Annotated in this window: 14 protein-coding genes; 6 read left to right on the top strand and 8 right to left on the bottom strand. The window is 71.1% G+C overall.

Annotated elements, in window-relative coordinates; translation table 11 throughout:
* The first annotated feature begins 105 nt into the window (after window positions 1-105).
* Window positions 106-789 (top strand): YoaK family protein, encoded by a 684-nt coding sequence (locus AC0VY3_RS17010; RefSeq protein WP_475551689.1) that lies wholly within the window; start codon window positions 106-108, stop codon window positions 787-789.
* Between the two features lie 223 nt (window positions 790-1,012).
* Here AC0VY3_RS17010 and AC0VY3_RS17005 read toward each other — a convergent pair whose 3' ends face one another.
* Both AC0VY3_RS17005 and rpmG read right to left on the bottom strand, forming a co-directional pair.
* Window positions 1,013-1,273, bottom strand: a complete 261-nt coding sequence (locus AC0VY3_RS17005; RefSeq protein ID WP_086778364.1) for a type B 50S ribosomal protein L31 — start codon at window positions 1,271-1,273, stop codon at window positions 1,013-1,015.
* An 83-nt stretch (window positions 1,274-1,356) separates the two neighbouring features.
* On the bottom strand, window positions 1,357-1,521 hold the full coding sequence (gene rpmG, locus AC0VY3_RS17000) for a 50S ribosomal protein L33 (protein WP_030086513.1): 165 nt from the start codon (window positions 1,519-1,521) through the stop codon (window positions 1,357-1,359).
* Window positions 1,522-1,832: 311 nt separating this feature from the next.
* Between rpmG and AC0VY3_RS16995 the strand changes: the two genes are divergently transcribed.
* Entirely contained in the window at window positions 1,833-3,263 is a 1,431-nt protein-coding gene (locus tag AC0VY3_RS16995; protein WP_475549931.1) for a PP2C family protein-serine/threonine phosphatase, read from the top strand.
* Window positions 3,264-3,354: 91 nt separating this feature from the next.
* On the opposite strand, the gene AC0VY3_RS16990 is transcribed toward AC0VY3_RS16995, so the two are convergent.
* Window positions 3,355-4,842 carry a DNA-binding protein NsdB gene (locus tag AC0VY3_RS16990; RefSeq protein ID WP_242740885.1) on the bottom strand — a complete coding sequence of 496 codons (1,488 nt, stop codon included), beginning with the start codon at window positions 4,840-4,842 and terminating at the stop codon, window positions 3,355-3,357.
* Window positions 4,843-5,073: 231 nt separating this feature from the next.
* Between AC0VY3_RS16990 and AC0VY3_RS16985 the strand changes: the two genes are divergently transcribed.
* The 3 genes from AC0VY3_RS16985 (at window position 5,074) to AC0VY3_RS16975 (ending at window position 9,764) form a co-directional block, all read left to right on the top strand.
* Window positions 5,074-6,210: an aminoglycoside phosphotransferase family protein gene (locus AC0VY3_RS16985; protein ID WP_475549930.1), complete on the top strand. Its 1,137-nt coding sequence runs from the start codon at window positions 5,074-5,076 to the stop codon at window positions 6,208-6,210.
* Between the two features lie 520 nt (window positions 6,211-6,730).
* Window positions 6,731-7,399 (top strand): transglycosylase SLT domain-containing protein, encoded by a 669-nt coding sequence (locus tag AC0VY3_RS16980; protein WP_242740884.1) that lies wholly within the window; start codon window positions 6,731-6,733, stop codon window positions 7,397-7,399.
* A gap of 151 nt (window positions 7,400-7,550) precedes the next feature.
* On the top strand, window positions 7,551-9,764 hold the full coding sequence (locus AC0VY3_RS16975; RefSeq protein WP_103512305.1) for a terpene synthase family protein: 2,214 nt from the start codon (window positions 7,551-7,553) through the stop codon (window positions 9,762-9,764).
* A gap of 431 nt (window positions 9,765-10,195) precedes the next feature.
* On the opposite strand, the gene AC0VY3_RS16970 is transcribed toward AC0VY3_RS16975, so the two are convergent.
* From AC0VY3_RS16970 to AC0VY3_RS16950, 5 genes are all read right to left on the bottom strand, one after another.
* Window positions 10,196-10,696: a hypothetical protein gene (locus AC0VY3_RS16970; protein WP_475549929.1), complete on the bottom strand. Its 501-nt coding sequence runs from the start codon at window positions 10,694-10,696 to the stop codon at window positions 10,196-10,198.
* A gap of 76 nt (window positions 10,697-10,772) precedes the next feature.
* On the bottom strand, window positions 10,773-11,939 hold the full coding sequence (locus AC0VY3_RS16965) for a thiolase domain-containing protein (RefSeq protein ID WP_103512306.1): 1,167 nt from the start codon (window positions 11,937-11,939) through the stop codon (window positions 10,773-10,775).
* Window positions 11,932-12,984 (bottom strand): thiolase domain-containing protein, encoded by a 1,053-nt coding sequence (locus AC0VY3_RS16960; RefSeq protein ID WP_103512307.1) that lies wholly within the window; start codon window positions 12,982-12,984, stop codon window positions 11,932-11,934. Before AC0VY3_RS16960 ends, AC0VY3_RS16965 begins: the two co-directional genes overlap by 8 nt.
* Entirely contained in the window at window positions 12,985-13,941 is a 957-nt protein-coding gene (locus tag AC0VY3_RS16955) for a Zn-ribbon domain-containing OB-fold protein (RefSeq protein WP_103512308.1), read from the bottom strand.
* Window positions 13,942-13,956: 15 nt separating this feature from the next.
* Window positions 13,957-14,757 (bottom strand): crotonase/enoyl-CoA hydratase family protein, encoded by an 801-nt coding sequence (locus tag AC0VY3_RS16950; protein WP_103512309.1) that lies wholly within the window; start codon window positions 14,755-14,757, stop codon window positions 13,957-13,959.
* 166 nt (window positions 14,758-14,923) lie between these two features.
* Between AC0VY3_RS16950 and AC0VY3_RS16945 the strand changes: the two genes are divergently transcribed.
* On the top strand, window positions 14,924-16,546 hold the full coding sequence (locus AC0VY3_RS16945) for an acyl-CoA synthetase (protein ID WP_103512310.1): 1,623 nt from the start codon (window positions 14,924-14,926) through the stop codon (window positions 16,544-16,546).
* Window positions 16,547-16,648 lie beyond the last annotated feature (102 nt).

The raw sequence follows: 16,648 nt of genomic DNA, 5'->3' as shown, positions 1-16,648 counted from the left end.
CCGGGAGGGGCGGGTGCCGAGAATGCTCGGGTGTCCACCGCTCCCCCGGCGCCTCCGCCGTCCCCGCACTCCTCGACCTCTTCCGCCGCGCCCCGGCCCGGTGATCTGCCGTGGCGCGGCGAGGGGTCACTGCTTCTCCTGTCCGCGGCTTCCGGGGCGGCGGACGCGTTCGTCTTCCTGTGCGTGGGGCAGGTCTTCGCCGGGGTGATGACCGGGAACCTGGTGCTGCTCGGGGCCTCGGCCGCCGGTGCGGGCGAGGACGGTGTGGCGCTGAAGGTGGCCGTGGCCCTGGGTGCGTACTTCTGCGGGGCGGCGGCGGGTGCGTTGATGACCGGGCGGCTCGGGCTTCGGGTTCCGGTGCTGTTGGGTGCGGAGGTCGCTCTGCTGGGGGCGGCGGCCGTGCTGTGGGGGCTGGAGCTGGTCCCGTCGTACGGGGACCGGCTCGGGCTGCTGGCCCTGGTGGCGGTCGCGATGGGCGTCCAGGGGCGCGTACGGGTGACGCCGACGAATTACTTCACCGGGACGCTGACCTCGCTCGCGGGCCGGGTGGCCCTGCGGGAGCTGCGGGGCGGGGACGGCTGGGTGCTGGGGCGGCTGGCCGCGGTGGTGGCCGGGGCGGCGGTCGCGGCGCTGGCCGAGCGTTGGTGGAGCCCCGTGGCCGCGTTGGGCGCGGTGGTGCTGGCTGCCGGTGCGCTGGTGCTGGAGACGGCCCCGCTCCGGGGCGTCCGGCCGCGGCCGGACAAGGGGAAGCCCCGGCCGGATCGGGGGAATCCAGCCGGGGCGGCTTGAGTGCGGGCGTGAAGGGCGGTCGCCTCTCGGCGAAAGGCTCCATGGGGCTTCGGTGGTCCGATCTTCCCCATGGGCTATAGGTGAGGCCCGGGGACACTGTCCCCCTCACACCCACGTATAGATGAACGATAAACCATCCCGGACTGTTCCCGGGAATCCGCCTCCGCGGATGTGATCCACGGCACGGAATCCCGGGCTCCGCCCCTGGTCAGCTCTCGTTCGGTCAGCTTCCGGACGTCTCGCCGGTGCCGTAGCGGCGCCGGAACTGTTCGACCCGGCCCGCCGTGTCGAGCACCTGGCGGCCGCCGGTGTAGAACGGGTGGCTCGCCGACGAGGTCTCGACGTCGATGACGGGATAGGTGTTGCCGTCCTGCCACTGCACGCGCTCGCCGGAGTCGGCGGTCGAGCGGGTCAGGAAGGCGACGTCGGCCGCGCGGTCGCGGAAGACCACAGGGCGGGAGACGGGGTGGATACGGGGCTTCATCGATGCGTTCCTTCCTCACCACGGAGAGCGGTGACAAACAGGAGATGGACTTCTTCCGGCCGGCCGGTCGGCGGACCGGTCGGTCAGCGGGTCTCGCGGAACAGGACGTGCCGGCCGGCGGCGGAGTCGAACTTGCGGAGCTCCAGCCGGTCGGGGGTGTTGCGGCGGTTCTTGCGCGTCACATAGCTCCGGCCCGTACCGGCCGTGGAGCGGAGAGTGACGACGGGCCTGATCTCACTGCGTGCCATGGGCGCCTCCCTGATGCCTCTGCCGACCCCACTCCCGTATCGGGAATGAGATTCGTTTTCGTTCTGGTGAGGTAACGCGAGCCACCCCCTCGGCATTCCCGCCCCACCACACGCCCCGAACCGTGTGGTCAACTCGCCCCGAACGCATGCCTGTTCGGATTATCATCGCGCCGGAGAGCCGCTGGCATATGCCAGACGCAACAACGCATCGAGTCTTGCCAAATCCCTTACGGCCTGCCGTGGCCTGTGCGACAGTCGGTGGCGGTCCACCCTTCAGAACCGGCTAGGCCGCGCCTGTATCGGAGTACGAGATGCCGTCCCCCCTCTTCGCGGACCGCCCCGCACCACAGCCTCCCGCGCACGACGCCGTCGACGACCTGATCCACCGGACGCGTCGGCTCCGGGGGGACGTGGACGCCGTGCGGCGGGACGCCGCCCTGTTCGACGAGGACGATCCCCAGCTGCGCTGGCAGCGCGCCCTGTGCGAGCTGGCCGTGCACCACCTGGACAACCTCGACGAGCACCTGGGCCAGCTCAGGGCGGGTCTGCCGGGTCCGCGCACCGAGGACCCCGCCCCCCGGGACGACGAGGCCCCGGCCGGGCCGGGAGCCGGTTCCCCGCTGAACCGGGTGGGCAGCGCCGAGTGGAACCTCCTCACCGACGAGTCCAGCTGGTCCGATGAGCTGTACGAGATCTTCGGCAGGCCGCCCGGGTCCACGCCCCTCTCGCTGGACGACCTGCCGTCCGTGCTGCTGCCCGAGGACCAGCCACTGCTGACCGCCATGGTGACGGGCTGCCTCGTCGACGGCCGGCCGATGGACGGCGAGTTCCGCATCGTGCGCCCCGACGGCGACACCCGCACGCTGCACATGACGGGCGAGCCGGTCCTGGACGCCGAGGGCTGCACCGCCTCGATGTGGGCGGTGCTGCGGGATGTCAGCGAGCTGCGCCGCGGCGAGCAGGCAGTGAGCAGGAGCCGTGCGACGGTGCGGCACAAGAAACACATCGAGCGGACCGAGCACCGCATGGCCGTGGAGCTCCAGGAGACCGTCCTGCCGCCGTGGCGCGGCTCGCTCCGCCTCCCGCCCCAGGGCCCCGGTGCCCTGGACATCGCCGCGCACTACCTCCCTTCCGCGTCGAGCGGGCTCATCGGCGGCGACTGGTACGACGCGATGGAGCTCCCGGACGGACGCACCCTGCTCACCGTCGGCGACCTCACCGGGCACGGCATCCCCGCCACCTCGGCGATGGCGATGATGCTGGGCGCCCTGCGGGGCATGGCGGTCGCCGGTATCGCGCCGGGCGCGCTGCTGGGCCACCTCAACCAGGTCCTCGAAACGTCGGTCCAGCCCGCGCTGGGCAGCGCCCTGTGCTGCCGTTTCGACCCCGGCACCTCCCTTCTGTCCTGGGCGCAGGCCGGACACCCCGCACCGCTGCTCTTCCGCGACGGTTCGGGACGGATCCTGCCGCCGCCGGACGGCGTGCTGCTCGGCGCCGCGTCCAACGTCGTCTTCGAGCAGGACGACGTACGGCTGCTCCCCGGCGACGTGCTCGTTCTGCACACCGACGGCCTGACCCGACGCGGCGACCGGGGTGCGGGCCCGGAGGCATTGCTCGCCCTCGCCCCCCGCTTCGCCGAGGCCCGTACGGCACAGGAGTGCGTCCGGGGCGTCGTCGAGGAGTTCGGCGGGACCGAGCGACCGGACGACGCGTGTGTGCTGGTCGCCCGTATCGGGGCATGAGGAAGCGCTGACGTGTCGGGGCTGTGTCAAAGCCCTGTCGGCGAGCCCTGTCAGGGCGTGACGGAGCGCGGAACGGCGCGGCCGGGCCGGGTCAGATCTGCGTGCCCTTGGCCTTCTTCTGGTTCGGCATCGAGAGCTCGATCTCCTCACGCAGATCCTGGATCCCGGCATATCCCGCGAACTGACCGGTGAGCCGGTACATTTCGCGGAGCCGGTCCCAGGTGCGGTGCGAGGAGGTCTCCCCCATCGACACCAGCGCGAGCCGGGCGTAACGGTCGGCCTGTTCGGGGTCGTTGGCGATGAAGCAGGCCGAGGCCAGCGAGATGTAGTCGAAGATCTTCGACCGCTGGCGCCCGTTGATCCGCAGTTCCAGGGCCTGCTTGGCATGGCGTTGGGCGATGATCGCGGCCCCGGGGTCATGCTCGGCCAGGGTGCGGAAGGCGAGCGCCTGCATGCCGTGCATATCGGCCTCGTCGAACATCTGCATCCAGCTGGGCGGCGGCACATCGCCCTTGTCCGACACGAAGAGCTCCTCGGCCTCCCCGAGGGTGCGCCGCATGGCCTGGCCGCGGCCCATCGACGCCTGTGCCCAGGCCTCGATGGTGCGCAGCATCGCCTGCGTACGGGGCAGGGTCTCGTGGCCGGAGCCGGACTTGGCGAGCTTCATCAGGTCGAGTGCGTCGTCGGGCCGGCCCAGATGCACCATCTGGCGTGCCGCCCGGGAGAGCGCTTCGCCGGCGCGTGGCCGGTCGCCGCCCTCGCGAGCCGCGTGCGTGGCGATGACGAAGTACTTCTGGGCGGTGGGTTCGAGGCCGACGTCGTGGGACATCCAGCCCGCCAGGACGGCGAGGTTGGCGGCGACGCCCCACAGGCGGCGCTGGAGATGGTCGGGGTGGCGGTAGGCGAGCATGCCGCCCACCTCGTTGAGCTGGCCCACGACCGCCTTGCGCTGAAGTCCGCCGCCCCGGGACGCGTCCCAGGCGCGGAAGACCTCGACCGAATGCTCCAGGGCCTCGATCTCCTCGGAACCGACCGGAGCGGCCTCGTACCGGTCGAAACCGGCGGGATCGGCGTGCAGGGGATCGTTGGTACGTGGAGCGTCGGCCGCCAGAGCGGGGTCGCTGTGCAGCCAGTCGTACATGGGGCCGGCGATGGTTGAGCCGGCGGCGAGCGCGGCGCCCGCACCCACCAAGCCGCGTCGGTTGAGCATGAGGTCCATTCCCGTGAATTCGGTGAGGACCGCTGCCGTCCGTTCGGGCGCCCACGGCAATTGATCGGGATTGTGTTCCGTCCCGGAGTCTCGCCGTTTCCCCACACGCCCGCGTCGGCCGAACCCGAGGTCCTCGATGGTCACGACACGGCCGAGCCGCTCGGTGAACAGAGCCGCCAGCACTTCGGGCACGGGATCACGGGGGGATTCCCCCATGTCGATCCAGCGCCTGACCCGCGAGGTGTCGGTGGCCAGCTGCGGGTGGCCCATGGCCGCCGCCTGCCGGTTCACCATTCTCGCGAGTTCGCCCTTGGACCAGCCGGCCAGGCCGAACAGGTCGGAAAGACGGGTGTTGGGTTCTCCGGTCACTTCAAGCCCCCAGGTTCTCGGCTGACTTGACACTAACCCCCTGTCAGATGCGCTGTGACTATTCGCCAGGGTTCGCCAGGGTCCGCCAGATGGTCTGCCACCCGCGACCCGGTGTCAGGTAGGAAAGCGCCACCCCGCCCGGCAGCCCTAGGTACTCCCCAGGGTGCCGAACGGCCGTCGGCCGGGTTGGCGCACGTACCTTGTCGGCGCACGAAGGGATCTGTCTCGCCCATGTACACAGCATCGTCCTCCGTGTCCGCCCCGCCTCGTCCGCTCCGCCCGATGGGCGCGGGCGGCGGCCCCTATCTCGCTCCTCACGCCGGCGGACCGGCGCAGGGTCCGGGCCGGGCCCGACGGGCCGCGGGACCGGGCGCCGGACCGCTCAGCGGAAGAATCGACCTGTCCGGCCCGCAGGGCGCGCAGGTGCGGATGGCCATCGCCTCCGTCCAGCGCATCTGCCCCGAGTTCAACCCGGTCCAGGTACTGCGCCGCAGCGGCCGTTCGGTCCTGATCGTCGGATCGACCGGGCGGGCCACCGCCGTCGCGAAGTGTTTACTGGACCACTCGCCGGCGTGGACCGAGCGGTTCCGGCACGAAATAGCGGCGTACCGCGCGTTCGTCCGGCACCGCCCCCCGGTTCGGGTGCCCCGGCTGATCGCGGCGGACCCGGAGAACTGCACGCTGGTGATCGAGCGGATGCCCGGCCGGGTCGCCGCCCTCACCCGGCATCCGGCGGAGGCGCCGCCGCGGGCCGACATCCGTGCCGCGCTGGGCGCGATCGCCCGGGTGAACGCCTGGCGGCCGCCGCCCGGGCTGTTCGAGGCGCCGCTCGACTACGCCTCGCGGATCGCGCGCTATCACGAGCTCGGTCTGTTCACCGACCGTGACCTGGGCGACCTGCAGAAGCTGCTGCACGGCCTGGCCCACGCGGGCGGCCGGCAGGGCATGGGGCAGTTCTGCCACGGGGACGCGCTGCTCTCCAACATCCTGCTGTCGCCGACCGGACCGGTGCTCGTCGACTGGGAGCACGCCGGCTGGTATCTCCCGGGGTACGACCTGGCGACGCTGTGGGCGGTCCTGGGCGACGCGCCGGTGGCGCGCCGCCAGATCAGCCAGCTCGCCCAGGCCAGGGGCCCGGCCGCGCGGGACGCGTTCCTGGTGAACCTGATGCTGGTGCTGACCCGCGAGATCCGTAACTACGAGACGGCCGTGCAGCGCACCATGCGCGAGGCGCCCTCGGTGGGCGCGGGGCAGGACCGTCCCGGTGCGCTCTCCTCGGGCGAGGAGCAGCGGCTGCTGCTGCGGAGGCTGCACGACGACTGCGCCATGGCGCGGCGGGCGGTGCGGGCGGCGGTCGGCACCCGCTGAGCAGGACGAGGACGACGACGCAGGACGACGCGGGCCGACGGCCCGCCTGCCGAGAACCACAGTGACCAGACCACTGTGAAGAAAGCGCGCTGCGGGACCGGTGCCGACACACCGGTCCCGCAGCGCGCTGTTGTGTGTTCCGGGGCCCGTACGGGCGGTTGCGACCGCCGTACGGCCCCGTCCGCCCGTGACCGGGTGCTGACCCTGTGCTGTCCCGGGGCCCCCGGCGGGTGAGGCCCGCCACGAGACCCACGTCACCTACGACCTCCGGTAGTAGGCGCGAACGGCCCCGTCCGGCGTAACGAACAGCCCATATGGCTCATAAATTGGCATCTCACGATGAAGAGTAGTAAAGGCGGTCATTGCTTCCCATGTCGGACAGCGCTAACCATGGATCTCGGCAAGCACCGAGTACGAGCCAGCGTCGATCGCCCACCGGCGGCCGCGGCCCGGACACCCCGGTTCCTGCCGACGCGGCGCGAAGGCCGCGAAGCCCGTCCCCCACAGGAAGAGCTCACGCATGCCCCGCATCTCCACCCTGCGCATCACCCGCTCGCACAAGATCGCCACCGCTGTGCTCGTCGCGGCCGGTTCGGTCACCGCCATAACCGCCACCGGCGGTGCGAGCGAGGCGCAGACCTCCCAAGCCCGCTCCTCCATCTCCGTGGAGCCGGTCGCCGCCGCGGGCATCCCCACGGCGAAGGACGCCGCGGCCAAGAAGGCCGCCGAGGAGACCGCCGCCAAGGAAGCCGCCGCGAAGAAGGCAGCTGCCAAGGCCGCCGCGGAGAAGGACGCCGCCGAGGCGCGCTCCGAGAAGCAGGCCGCCAACCGCTCCACCGAGCGCAAGGCCGTCACGCCGAAGAAGTTCGCGAACAACCTCGACGGCTGGATCCGCGAGTCGCTCGACATCATGAAGAAGAAGAACATCCCCGGCTCCTACGAGGGGCTGCACCGCAACATCATGCGCGAGTCCAGCGGCAACCCGAACGCCGTCAACGACTGGGACATCAACGCGCGGAACGGCATTCCCTCCAAGGGTCTCCTCCAGGTGATCCAGCCCACCTTCGACGCGTACCACGTCAAGGGCACCCCGAAGAAGCTCACCGACCCGGTCGCCAACATCACCGCCGCCGCGAACTACGCCGCGGACCGGTACGGCTCGATCGACAACGTCGACTCCGCCTACTGAGCGACCGACTTCCGAGCACGCACCGGCCAAGCTGCGATGATCTGACTAATCGCCGTCGTGCGTGCTCCGTATGGCCGAAGGGTAGTGCTGCGCGGACACCACCGGTCCGCGCGTTTCCCCGCGCGGAGGCTTCTGGAAAGGCCTGACGCACATGGCACAGCCCTTCTCACTGCCGGACTTCTATGTTCCGTATCCGGCGCGGCTCAACCCTCATGTGGAGGCGGCACGCACGCACACCCGGGCGTGGGCCCGCTCCATGGGGATGCTGGAGGGGTCCGGCATCTGGGAGGAGAAGGACCTGGAGGCGCACGACTACGCCCTGCTGTGCGCCTACACCCACCCCGACTGCTCGGCCGAGGCCCTGTCCCTGGTCACCGACTGGTACGTGTGGGTCTTCTTCTTCGACGACCACTTCCTGGAGCTGTTCAAGCGCACCCCCGACCGGGAGGGCGGCAAGCGGTATCTGGACCGGCTGCCCGCCTTCATGCCGATGGAGCGAGGCGCCCCGACCCCGGAGCCTTCGAACCCCGTCGAGGCGGGGCTCGCCGATCTGTGGGCCCGGACGGTCCCGGCGATGACCGACGCCTGGCGGGCCCGGTTCGCGGAGTCGACGGAGAACCTCCTCAACGAGTCCCTGTGGGAGCTCGCCAACATCCACGAGGGCCGCATCGCGAACCCCGTCGAGTACATCGAGATGCGCCGCAAGGTGGGCGGCGCGCCCTGGTCCGCGGGCCTGGTCGAGTACGCGGCGAACGCGGAGGTACCGGCGCCGGTCGCCGGGTCCCGGCCGCTGCGGGTGCTGCGGGACGCCTTCTCCGACGCGGTGCACCTGCGCAACGACCTCTTCTCCTACCAGCGTGAGGTGGAGGACGAGGGGGAGAACAGCAACGGCGTGCTGGTGCTGGAGAAGTTCCTCGACTGCTCCACGCAGGAGGCCGCCGATGCCGTCAACGACCTGCTGACCTCACGTCTCCAGCAGTTCGAGAACACCGCCCTCACCGAACTCGGTCCGCTCTGCGCCGAGAAGGGCCTGGACCCGACCGAGACCGCCGCCGTGCTGGCGTACGTCAAGGGGCTCCAGGACTGGCAGTCCGGCGGCCACGAATGGCACATGCGCTCCAGCCGCTACATGAACGGCGGCGGCGCGGGCGAGGCCGTGGCCGGCTTCGGCATGTCCGCCGCCTCCATCAGGTTCACACTCCGCTCGGAGACCGCGCGGGCCCGCAGCCACAGCCATGTGCCGTACCAGCATGTGGGCCCTTCGCTGCTGCCGGACTTCGACCTGCCGTTCGGCACCACGCTGAGTCCCCATCTGGAGGGGGCCCGGGTCCGGCTCGTCGAGTGGGCGCGGCGGATGGGCATCCTGGAGGCCCAGCCGGGCGTGCCGGGTTCGCACATCTGGGACGAGCGGCGGATCGTCGCGATCGACCTGCCGCTGTGCGCGGCGGGCCTGCATCCGGACGCGACCCCGGACGAACTGGACCTGTCCTCAGGCTGGCTGGCCTGGGGAACATACGGGGACGACTGGTTCCCGGTGGTGCACGGGCGGGCCCGGGATCTGACGGGGGCGCGGCTGGCCAACGAACGGCTGTCGCTGTTCATGCCGCTGGACGGCGAGGGGACGCCGGAGCCGGTGAACGCCCTGGAGCGGAGTCTGGCCGACCTGTGGCGCAGGACGGCCGCGCCGATGGACCTGAGCGCGCGGCGCACCTTCCGGACCTCGATCGAGTCGATGACCGAGAGCTGGCTGTGGGAGCTGGCGAACCAGGCGCAGAACCGCATCCCCGACCCGGTGGACTACGTGGAGATGCGACGGGCGACGTTCGGCTCGGACCTGACGATGAGCCTGTGCCGGCTCGGGCACGGCAGGACCGTTCCGGAAGAGGTCTACCGCAGCGGTCCGATGCGTTCCCTGGAGAACGCGGCGGCTGACTACGCCTGCCTGTTGAACGATCTGTTCTCGTACCAGAAGGAGATCGAGTACGAGGGCGAGGTGCACAACGGCGTCCTGGTCGTGCAGAACTTCTTCGGCGTGGACTATCCGACGGGCGTGGCGATCGTGCACGACCTGATGAACTCACGGCTGCGCCAGTTCCTGCATGTCGCCGAGGTCGAACTCCCGGTGCTGTACGACGACTTCGACCTCGGTGCCGAGGCTCGGGAGATCCTGGCGGGCTATGTGCAGGAGCTCAAGCACTGGATCGCGGGGATCCTGATCTGGCACCGGGGCTGCCGTCGCTACCGCGAGGAGGATCTGCGGCAGGGGCACGACACCCCCTGGCACCTGAGCGGCCCCACGGGGCTCGGCACCTCGGCGGCGCAGGTGACCCGACTGATGGCTCAACTGGCGGGTAGTGCCGTGTAGTTGACGCTTCCGCGGCCCGCCGCACGGAGGAACGTCCGGCGGGCCGCGACCGGCCGGAGCATGCGGTCCGCGTCCTGCTCCACGCAGCGGGCGAGTGCGGCGGTGAGCAGGTCGTCGATGCTCCTGAAGCGGTGGGCGGAGGCGGTGGCGGGCAGGCCCCCGCCTCGCGTGCGATCGCGCGACGGCTGACGCCGGCGACCCCTTCGCGGGCGACCACCTGGAGCGTGGCCCCCATACGCGACCCTCCGGAGGAGAGAGGTCGGGGCAATCCATCGAAGTGAACGATCACTACACATCGAACATTCGTTTCATTTTCCGCCCCACCTCTCCCCCGGGTCCGTCGCCCACCCGGGCGCCGGGATGGCCGGATACCGCCCCCGGGCAACGAAAAAGGCCGCCCGGCATATGCGGGCGGCCTATGGAGATACGTTTCAGCCTTGCTGGAACAGCTCCGCGGGCAGGGGCTTGAGCAGGGTGTACAGATCGTCGGTGATCGGCCGGTCCCAGCTGGCGATGGTCACCAGGACGCCGTCGCTGCGGTCGAACTGAACGCAGGCGATGCGGCTCTCGGAGAGCTTCACCCGGCGGACGATCAGCAGATTGTCGCCCTGCATGACCGGGACGTCCTCGGAGCTGACGACCTCGATCGGCTCGTCGTTCTCCAGGGCGAGGAGCAGCTGGGCGACCTCGAAGGGGACCTGGCCCTTCTCGGTCTCGCGGGCGGGCGAGCCTTCCGGGAGGTTGCCGATGATCATCGCCGGGCCCCGGCCGCCGTACAGGTCGTAACGGAGGAAGACGCCCTGACAGCTGCCGTCGGGGGCGGGGAGCAGACCGGCGCCGAGGTTGCCGGGCCAGTCCCCGGGGTCCATGGCCAGGACGTCGAAATCCGGGCCCGCGGGTGTTGCGGCGCTACGGCGGCGGAGGAAGGACATGCTGCCATGTTACGTGTCCCGGCTCACGTTGCGGAGCCGGGCCCGGGCCCCGCGGGACCGGGCCCGCCGCGCTCTCTCAGCCGGGCGGGGGCTCCGCTCCCACGAGCCACATGGCGAAGAACTGCGCCCCTCCCCCGTAGGCGTGCCCGAGCGCTCTGACGGCCCCGTCGATCTGGTGCTCGCCGGCCCGCCCGCGTACCTGGAGGGCCGCCTCGGCGAAGCGGATCATCCCGGACGCGCCGATGGGGTTGGTGGACAGCACGCCGCCCGAAGGGTTGACGGGGAGGTCGCCGTCGAGTTCGGTGACGCCCGCCTCGGTGAGCTTCCAGCCCTCGCCCTCGTCGGCGAAGCCGAGGTTCTCCAGCCACATCGGCTCGTACCAGGAGAACGGTACGTACATCTCGACGGCGTCGATCTCACGGCGCGGGTCGGTGATCCGGGCCTGCCGGTAGACGTCGGCCGCACAGTCCTTCCCGGCCTGCGGGGAGACGAAGTCCTTGCCGGCGAACAGGGTCGGTTCGCTGCGCATCGCCCCGCCGTGCACCCAGGCGGGCCGGTGGGGCGAGCGGGCCGCGCCTTCCCGGTCGGTGAGGATCATGGCGCAGGCGCCGTCGGAGGAGGGGCACGTCTCGGAGTAGCGGATCGGGTCCCAGAGCATGGGGGCGGCCCGGACCTTCTCCAGGGTGATGTCATGGTCGTGGAGGTGCGCGTAGGGGTTCTTCAGCGCGTTGCGGCGGTCCTTGTACGCGACGAGCGATCCGACCTCGTCGGGCGCTCCGGTACGCCGCATGTACGCGCGCACGTGCGGGGCGAAGAAGCCGCCCGCCCCGGCCAGCAGCGGCTGCTGGAAGGGAACGGGCAGGGAGAGCCCCCACATGGCGTTGGACTCGGACTGCTTCTCGAAGGCGAGGGTGAGGACGGTGCGGTGCACGCGGGCGGCGACGAGGTTGGCGGCGACCAGGGCGGTGGAGCCGCCGACCGAGCCGGCCGTGTGGACGCGGAGCATGGGTTTACCGACGGCGCCCAGCGCGTCGGCGAGGTAGAGCTCCGGCATCATGACGCCCTCGAAGAAGTCGGGCGCCTTGCCGATCACCACGGCGTCGATGTCGCTCCAGGTCAGCCCGGCGTCCGCCAGTGCACGGACGGCGGCCTCGCGGACCAGTCCGGCGATGGACACGTCATGCCGGGCGGCGACGTGTTTGGTCTGGCCGATGCCGACGACGGCGACGGGCTCCTTAGGCATGAGGGCTCTCCCCTTCCAGGACGGCGACCAGGTTCTGTTGCAGGCAGGGTCCCGAGGTGGCGTGCGCGAGGGCCCGGTCGGACTCGCCGCGGTGGATGCGGGCGGCGGCCTCGCCGAGCCGGATCAGTCCGGCGGCCATCACGGGGTTGGCGGCGAGCGCCCCGCCGGAGGGGTTGACGCGGACGGCGTCACCGAGCCCGAGAGCCTTGCGCAGAACGACCTCCTGCGAGGTGAAAGGGGCGTGCAACTCGGCGGTGTCGACGGGCCGTTCGAAGGCTCCGGCGTGCTGGGCCGCGAGCCGGGCGGAGGGGCTGTCGGTCAGGTCGCGGACGCCGAGGCCGTGCGCCTCGATGCGGTGGTCGATGCCCCGGATCCAGGCGGGCCGCTCGCACAGCTCTCGGGCGGTGTCCCCTGCGGCGAGGATCACGGCGGCCGCGCCGTCGCCGATGGGCGGGCAGTCGCCGGTGCGCAGTGGCTCTACGAGGTAGTCGCCGGCCGGGACGTCGCCGGTGAGCTGGGCGTGCGGGTTGTCGGCGGCGGCGGTGCGGCTGCGGGCGGCGACCTCGGCGAGGGCCGGTTCGTCGGTGGCGCCCGCGTCGATGAGGGCCTGCGCCTGGAGGGCGGCGAGCGCGACGGAGTCCGGCCAGAGCGGGGCCAGGTAGTAGGGGTCGAGCTGGCGGGTGAGGACGTCGCGGACCCGGCCGGGCGAGGACTTGCCGTAGGAGTAGACGAGCGCGGTGTCCGCCTCCCCGGTCTGGATCTTGACCCAGGCCTCGTACAGCGCCCAGGCCCCGTCCATCTCGACGTGCGACTCGGAGATGGGCGGATGGGCGCCGACGCCGTCGAGCGCCATGGTGAAGGAGAAGGCCCGCCCGGCGAGGTAGTCGGCGGAGCCGGAGCAGGTGAACCCGATCTGGTTCGCTCTGAGGCCGGTCGCGCCCAGGACCTCGTGGAGGACGGGCATCAGCAGGTCGACCTCGGACAGTTCGTCGGTGCGCCGCCGGTGCGCGCTCTGCGCGAAGGCGACGATGGCCACGTCCCGCATCTACACCAGCTCCTTGTACGTGTCGTAGTCGGCGTCGGGCTCTCCGGTGGGCCGGTAGTGGTCGGGGTGGTGGGACCCCCGGCCAGCACCGGCCCAGACGGGTTCGACGCGCAGTCCCATGCGGACCTGGTCGTAAGGGATGCCGGCGATGCGTCCGTGCAGCGCGAGGTCCGCGCCGTCGAGGGCGATGTGGGCGTAGACGTACGGGACTTCGATGTCGAGATTCTTCGCTTTGATGTTGACGATGCAGAACGTGGTGACCGTGCCGCGCGGTCCGACCTCGACCTGTTCGGAGGTGGCGACCCCACAGGTGGGGCAGGCTCCGCGTGGCGGTACGTAGACCTTGCGGCAGGAGGGGCAGCGTTCGCCGACGGTGCGGTGTCCTTCGAGGGCGGTGAGGTAGGCGCTCTGGGCGCGGCCCGGGGTGTGGACGTAGTCGAGGCGGGCCGGGGTGACGATGCCGGTGACGGGGTCGGCGAACTCCCCGGTGTGCGGGGTGGGTTCAACTTCGCCGGGCTCGCCCTCGTACGGTTCGAAGCAGGCGATGTCGGTGATGGCGCCGGTGCGGGTCGCGGCCCAGCGGATCCGGACGCGCATCCCGGTGCGCACGGCGTCAGGTCCGGGCGCGTCGAGGGCGTGCAGGAGCGCGGTGCCGGCCCCGTCGAGGCGGACGAGGACCCAGGCGAAGGGGGTGTCGAGCGGCTGGTCGCGGCGGGGGGCCGGGTTCCAGGCCCAGGTGGTGACGGTGCCGGTGGGGGCGACCTCGACGAGGTCGCGGATCTCGTTCGCGGTGACGGGGTCGTACTCGACGGGCGGCACGAGCACCGTGCCGTCCTCCGTGCGGACGCCGAGGACGGTGCGTTCGCGCAGTCCGGTGAGGAAGGCGCTCTGCACCGGCCCGAGCGAGCGGGTGAAGGGGAACTCGACCACCAGCGGGGCGCTGAGGACGTCGGTCATGGCTCTCTCCTGGGGTCAGGCGCGCCGGTAGACGGGCGGGCGCTTCTCGGCGAAGGCGCGGGCGCCCTCCTTGGCGTCCTCGGTGGCGAACACGGGCCAGCCGCGCTTGAGTTCGGCGGCCAGCGCCTCGGTCTCGGTCAGCTCGGCGCCCTCGTAGACCGAGGCCTTGACCGCCTCGACGGCGAGCGGCCCGCAGGCGTTGACCCGCTCGGCGACGGCGAGAGCCTCCTCCAGTGCGGTTCCGTCGGGCACGACCCTGCCGACGAGCCCGATGGCGGCGGCCTCCTCGGCGGTGTAGGAGCGGCCGGTGAGCAGCATTTCGAGGGCGTGGGTGCGGGGGATCTGGCGGGGCAGCCGGACGGTGGAGCCGCCGATCGGGAAGAGGCCCCGGCGCACTTCGAAGAGCCCGAAGGTGGCGCCCGCTCCGGCGATGCGGATGTCGGTGCCCTGCAGGATCTCGGTGCCTCCCGCGACACAGGGGCCTTCCACGGCGGCGATCACCGGTTTGCGAGGACGGTGGTGTCGCAGCATCGCCTTCCAGTGGAGGTCCGGGTCGGCCGCCATCCGCTCCCGGTACTCCTCCCCCGCCATTCCGCCACCCGCCAGCGCCTTGAGGTCCATGCCCGCGCAGAACGCGCCGCCCGCGCCGGTGAGGACGACGGAGCGGATCGCGTCGTCCTCGTCGGCCTCGATCCAGCCGTCGTGAAGGCCGACGAGCATCGGCAGCGAGAGCGCGTTCCTGGCCTGTGGTCTGTTCAAGGTGAGCACCAGCGTGGCGCCTTCACGCCGCACGGTGAGGTGTTCCGTACCGCCCATGACCGACTCCTGTCTCCAGACCTGGAACAGGTTGCAGGAGGAGGGGTCGCAGTTCAATAGTTTTCTGACAGCTCGTCAGATTGTTTCGACGCCACCTCTTCCCACTTGTGCCGCACGGCGCTCTAATGACGGCCGAGTCGCCAGTCATCCGGGGTCAGGAGGAACGGTGGAGTACAACCTTGCCGACCTGTTCGAATCGGTCGTCGACGCGGCGCCCGACCGCGAGGCGCTCCTGTACGTCGACCATCCCGGTACGGGCGCGGAGCGGCGGCTCACCTACGCGGAGCTGGACGCCGCCGCCAACCGGATCGCCCACCACCTGATCGACGCGGGCATCCGGCCGGGCGAGCACCTGGGACTGCACCTCTACAACGGGGTCGAATACCTCCAGACGGTGCTGGGCGCCCTCAAGGCCCGGATCGTTCCGGTAAACGTCAACTACCGTTACGTTGAAGAGGAGTTGGTTTATCTCTACCGGGACGCGGACCTGGCGGCGCTGGTCTTCGACGGCGAGTTCGACGAGCGGGTCGCGGCGGCCGCCCCGCAGGCCCCGGGGCTGCGCCATCTGATCCGAGTGGGCCCTGCCCCCGCCGATCCTCCGGCCGTGCCGGTCGTGCCGTTCACCGAAGCGGAGGAGTCGGGCGCGGCCGGGCGCGGCTTCGCGGCCCGCTCCGCCGACGACCAGTTCATCATCTACACCGGCGGCACGACCGGCATGCCGAAGGGCGTGATGTGGCGTCAGGAGGACCTGTTCTTCTCGGGCCTGGGCGGCGGTGCGCCGACCGGCGAGCCGGTGAAGGCCCCGCAGGAACTGGCGGAGCGGGTCGCCGCGGGCGGCGACGGGATCACCTTCTTCCCCACCCCGCCGCTGATGCACGGGACCTCCACGCTGACCGCGTTCATCGGCTTCAACTTCGGCCAACGTGTCGTCGTACACCGCAAGTTCGTCCCCGAAGAGGTGCTGCGGACGATCGAGAAGGAGAAGGTCACCAGTGTGTCGCTGGTCGGCGACGCGATGCTGCGTCCGCTGATCGACTGCCTCAAGGGGCCACTGCGCGGGACGGACTGCTCGTCGCTGTTCTCCGTCTCCAGCTCCGGGGCGATCATGTCGGACTCGGTGCGGGCGGAGTTCCAGACGCTGGTGCCGACGGTGATGCTGCTGAACAACTTCGGCTCCTCGGAGTCCGGCTTCAACGGCACGGCCACCGCCGACTCAGGGCCGGAGAAGGGCTTCCGGGTGCAGGTCAACGCCCGTACTGCGGTGGTCGATCCGGTGACGTACGAGCCGGTGGCCCCCGGTGAGCCGGGCCGCATCGCCCAGCGCGGGCATGTCCCGCTCGGCTACTACAACGACCCGGCGAAGACCGCCGACACCTTCTTCCGCAGGGGCGAGGAACGGTGGGTGCTGCTGGGCGACATGGCGACCGTGGACGCGGACGGCATCGTCACCGTGCTCGGCCGGGGCTCCCAGTGCATCAACACCGGGGGCGAGAAGGTGTATCCGGAGGAGGTCGAGCAGGCGCTGAAGTCCCATCCGGACGTGTACGACGCGCTCGTCGCGGGCGTTCCGGACGAGCGCTGGGGCAACCGGGTCGCCGCTGTGGTCCAACTCCGCGACGGAGCGGATGCGTTGACTCTTGAGTCGGTGCAGACGCACTGCCGGACGCGGCTCGCCGGTTACAAGATCCCCCGCGCCCTGGTGCTGGCCGACCGGATCCAGCGCTCGCCGAGCGGGAAGGCGGACTACCGGTGGGCGAAGACGGTGGCGGCGGGGGCCGCGCGGAGCTGAACGGCCCGCGGGCCGACGGCCCCGGTCGCTGATCGTCAAACGCCCCGTCGCCCATCGTCAAGGACAGAGCGGGAGGCGAACCGCAGACTGGTGGGGCGGGCG

The sequence above is a fragment of the Streptomyces sp. iso_384 genome, assembly GCF_056172905.1.
This window is presented reverse-complemented; position numbering and strand designations above follow the sequence as displayed.

What these genes read in the sequence shown, in the direction of transcription:
- AC0VY3_RS17005 (WP_086778364.1), bottom strand. Translation starts at nt 1,273, where the DNA reads ATGAAGCCCCGTATCCACCCCGTCTCCCGCCCTGTGGTCTTCCGCGAC.
- rpmG (WP_030086513.1), bottom strand. Translation starts at nt 1,521, where the DNA reads ATGGCACGCAGTGAGATCAGGCCCGTCGTCACTCTCCGCTCCACGGCC.
- AC0VY3_RS16995 (WP_475549931.1), top strand. Translation starts at nt 1,833, where the DNA reads ATGCCGTCCCCCCTCTTCGCGGACCGCCCCGCACCACAGCCTCCCGCG.
- AC0VY3_RS16985 (WP_475549930.1), top strand. Translation starts at nt 5,074, where the DNA reads ATGTACACAGCATCGTCCTCCGTGTCCGCCCCGCCTCGTCCGCTCCGC.
- AC0VY3_RS16980 (WP_242740884.1), top strand. Translation starts at nt 6,731, where the DNA reads ATGCCCCGCATCTCCACCCTGCGCATCACCCGCTCGCACAAGATCGCC.
- AC0VY3_RS16975 (WP_103512305.1), top strand. Translation starts at nt 7,551, where the DNA reads ATGGCACAGCCCTTCTCACTGCCGGACTTCTATGTTCCGTATCCGGCG.
- AC0VY3_RS16970 (WP_475549929.1), bottom strand. Translation starts at nt 10,696, where the DNA reads ATGTCCTTCCTCCGCCGCCGTAGCGCCGCAACACCCGCGGGCCCGGAT.
- AC0VY3_RS16965 (WP_103512306.1), bottom strand. Translation starts at nt 11,939, where the DNA reads ATGCCTAAGGAGCCCGTCGCCGTCGTCGGCATCGGCCAGACCAAACAC.
- AC0VY3_RS16960 (WP_103512307.1), bottom strand. Translation starts at nt 12,984, where the DNA reads ATGCGGGACGTGGCCATCGTCGCCTTCGCGCAGAGCGCGCACCGGCGG.
- AC0VY3_RS16955 (WP_103512308.1), bottom strand. Translation starts at nt 13,941, where the DNA reads ATGACCGACGTCCTCAGCGCCCCGCTGGTGGTCGAGTTCCCCTTCACC.
- AC0VY3_RS16950 (WP_103512309.1), bottom strand. Translation starts at nt 14,757, where the DNA reads ATGGGCGGTACGGAACACCTCACCGTGCGGCGTGAAGGCGCCACGCTG.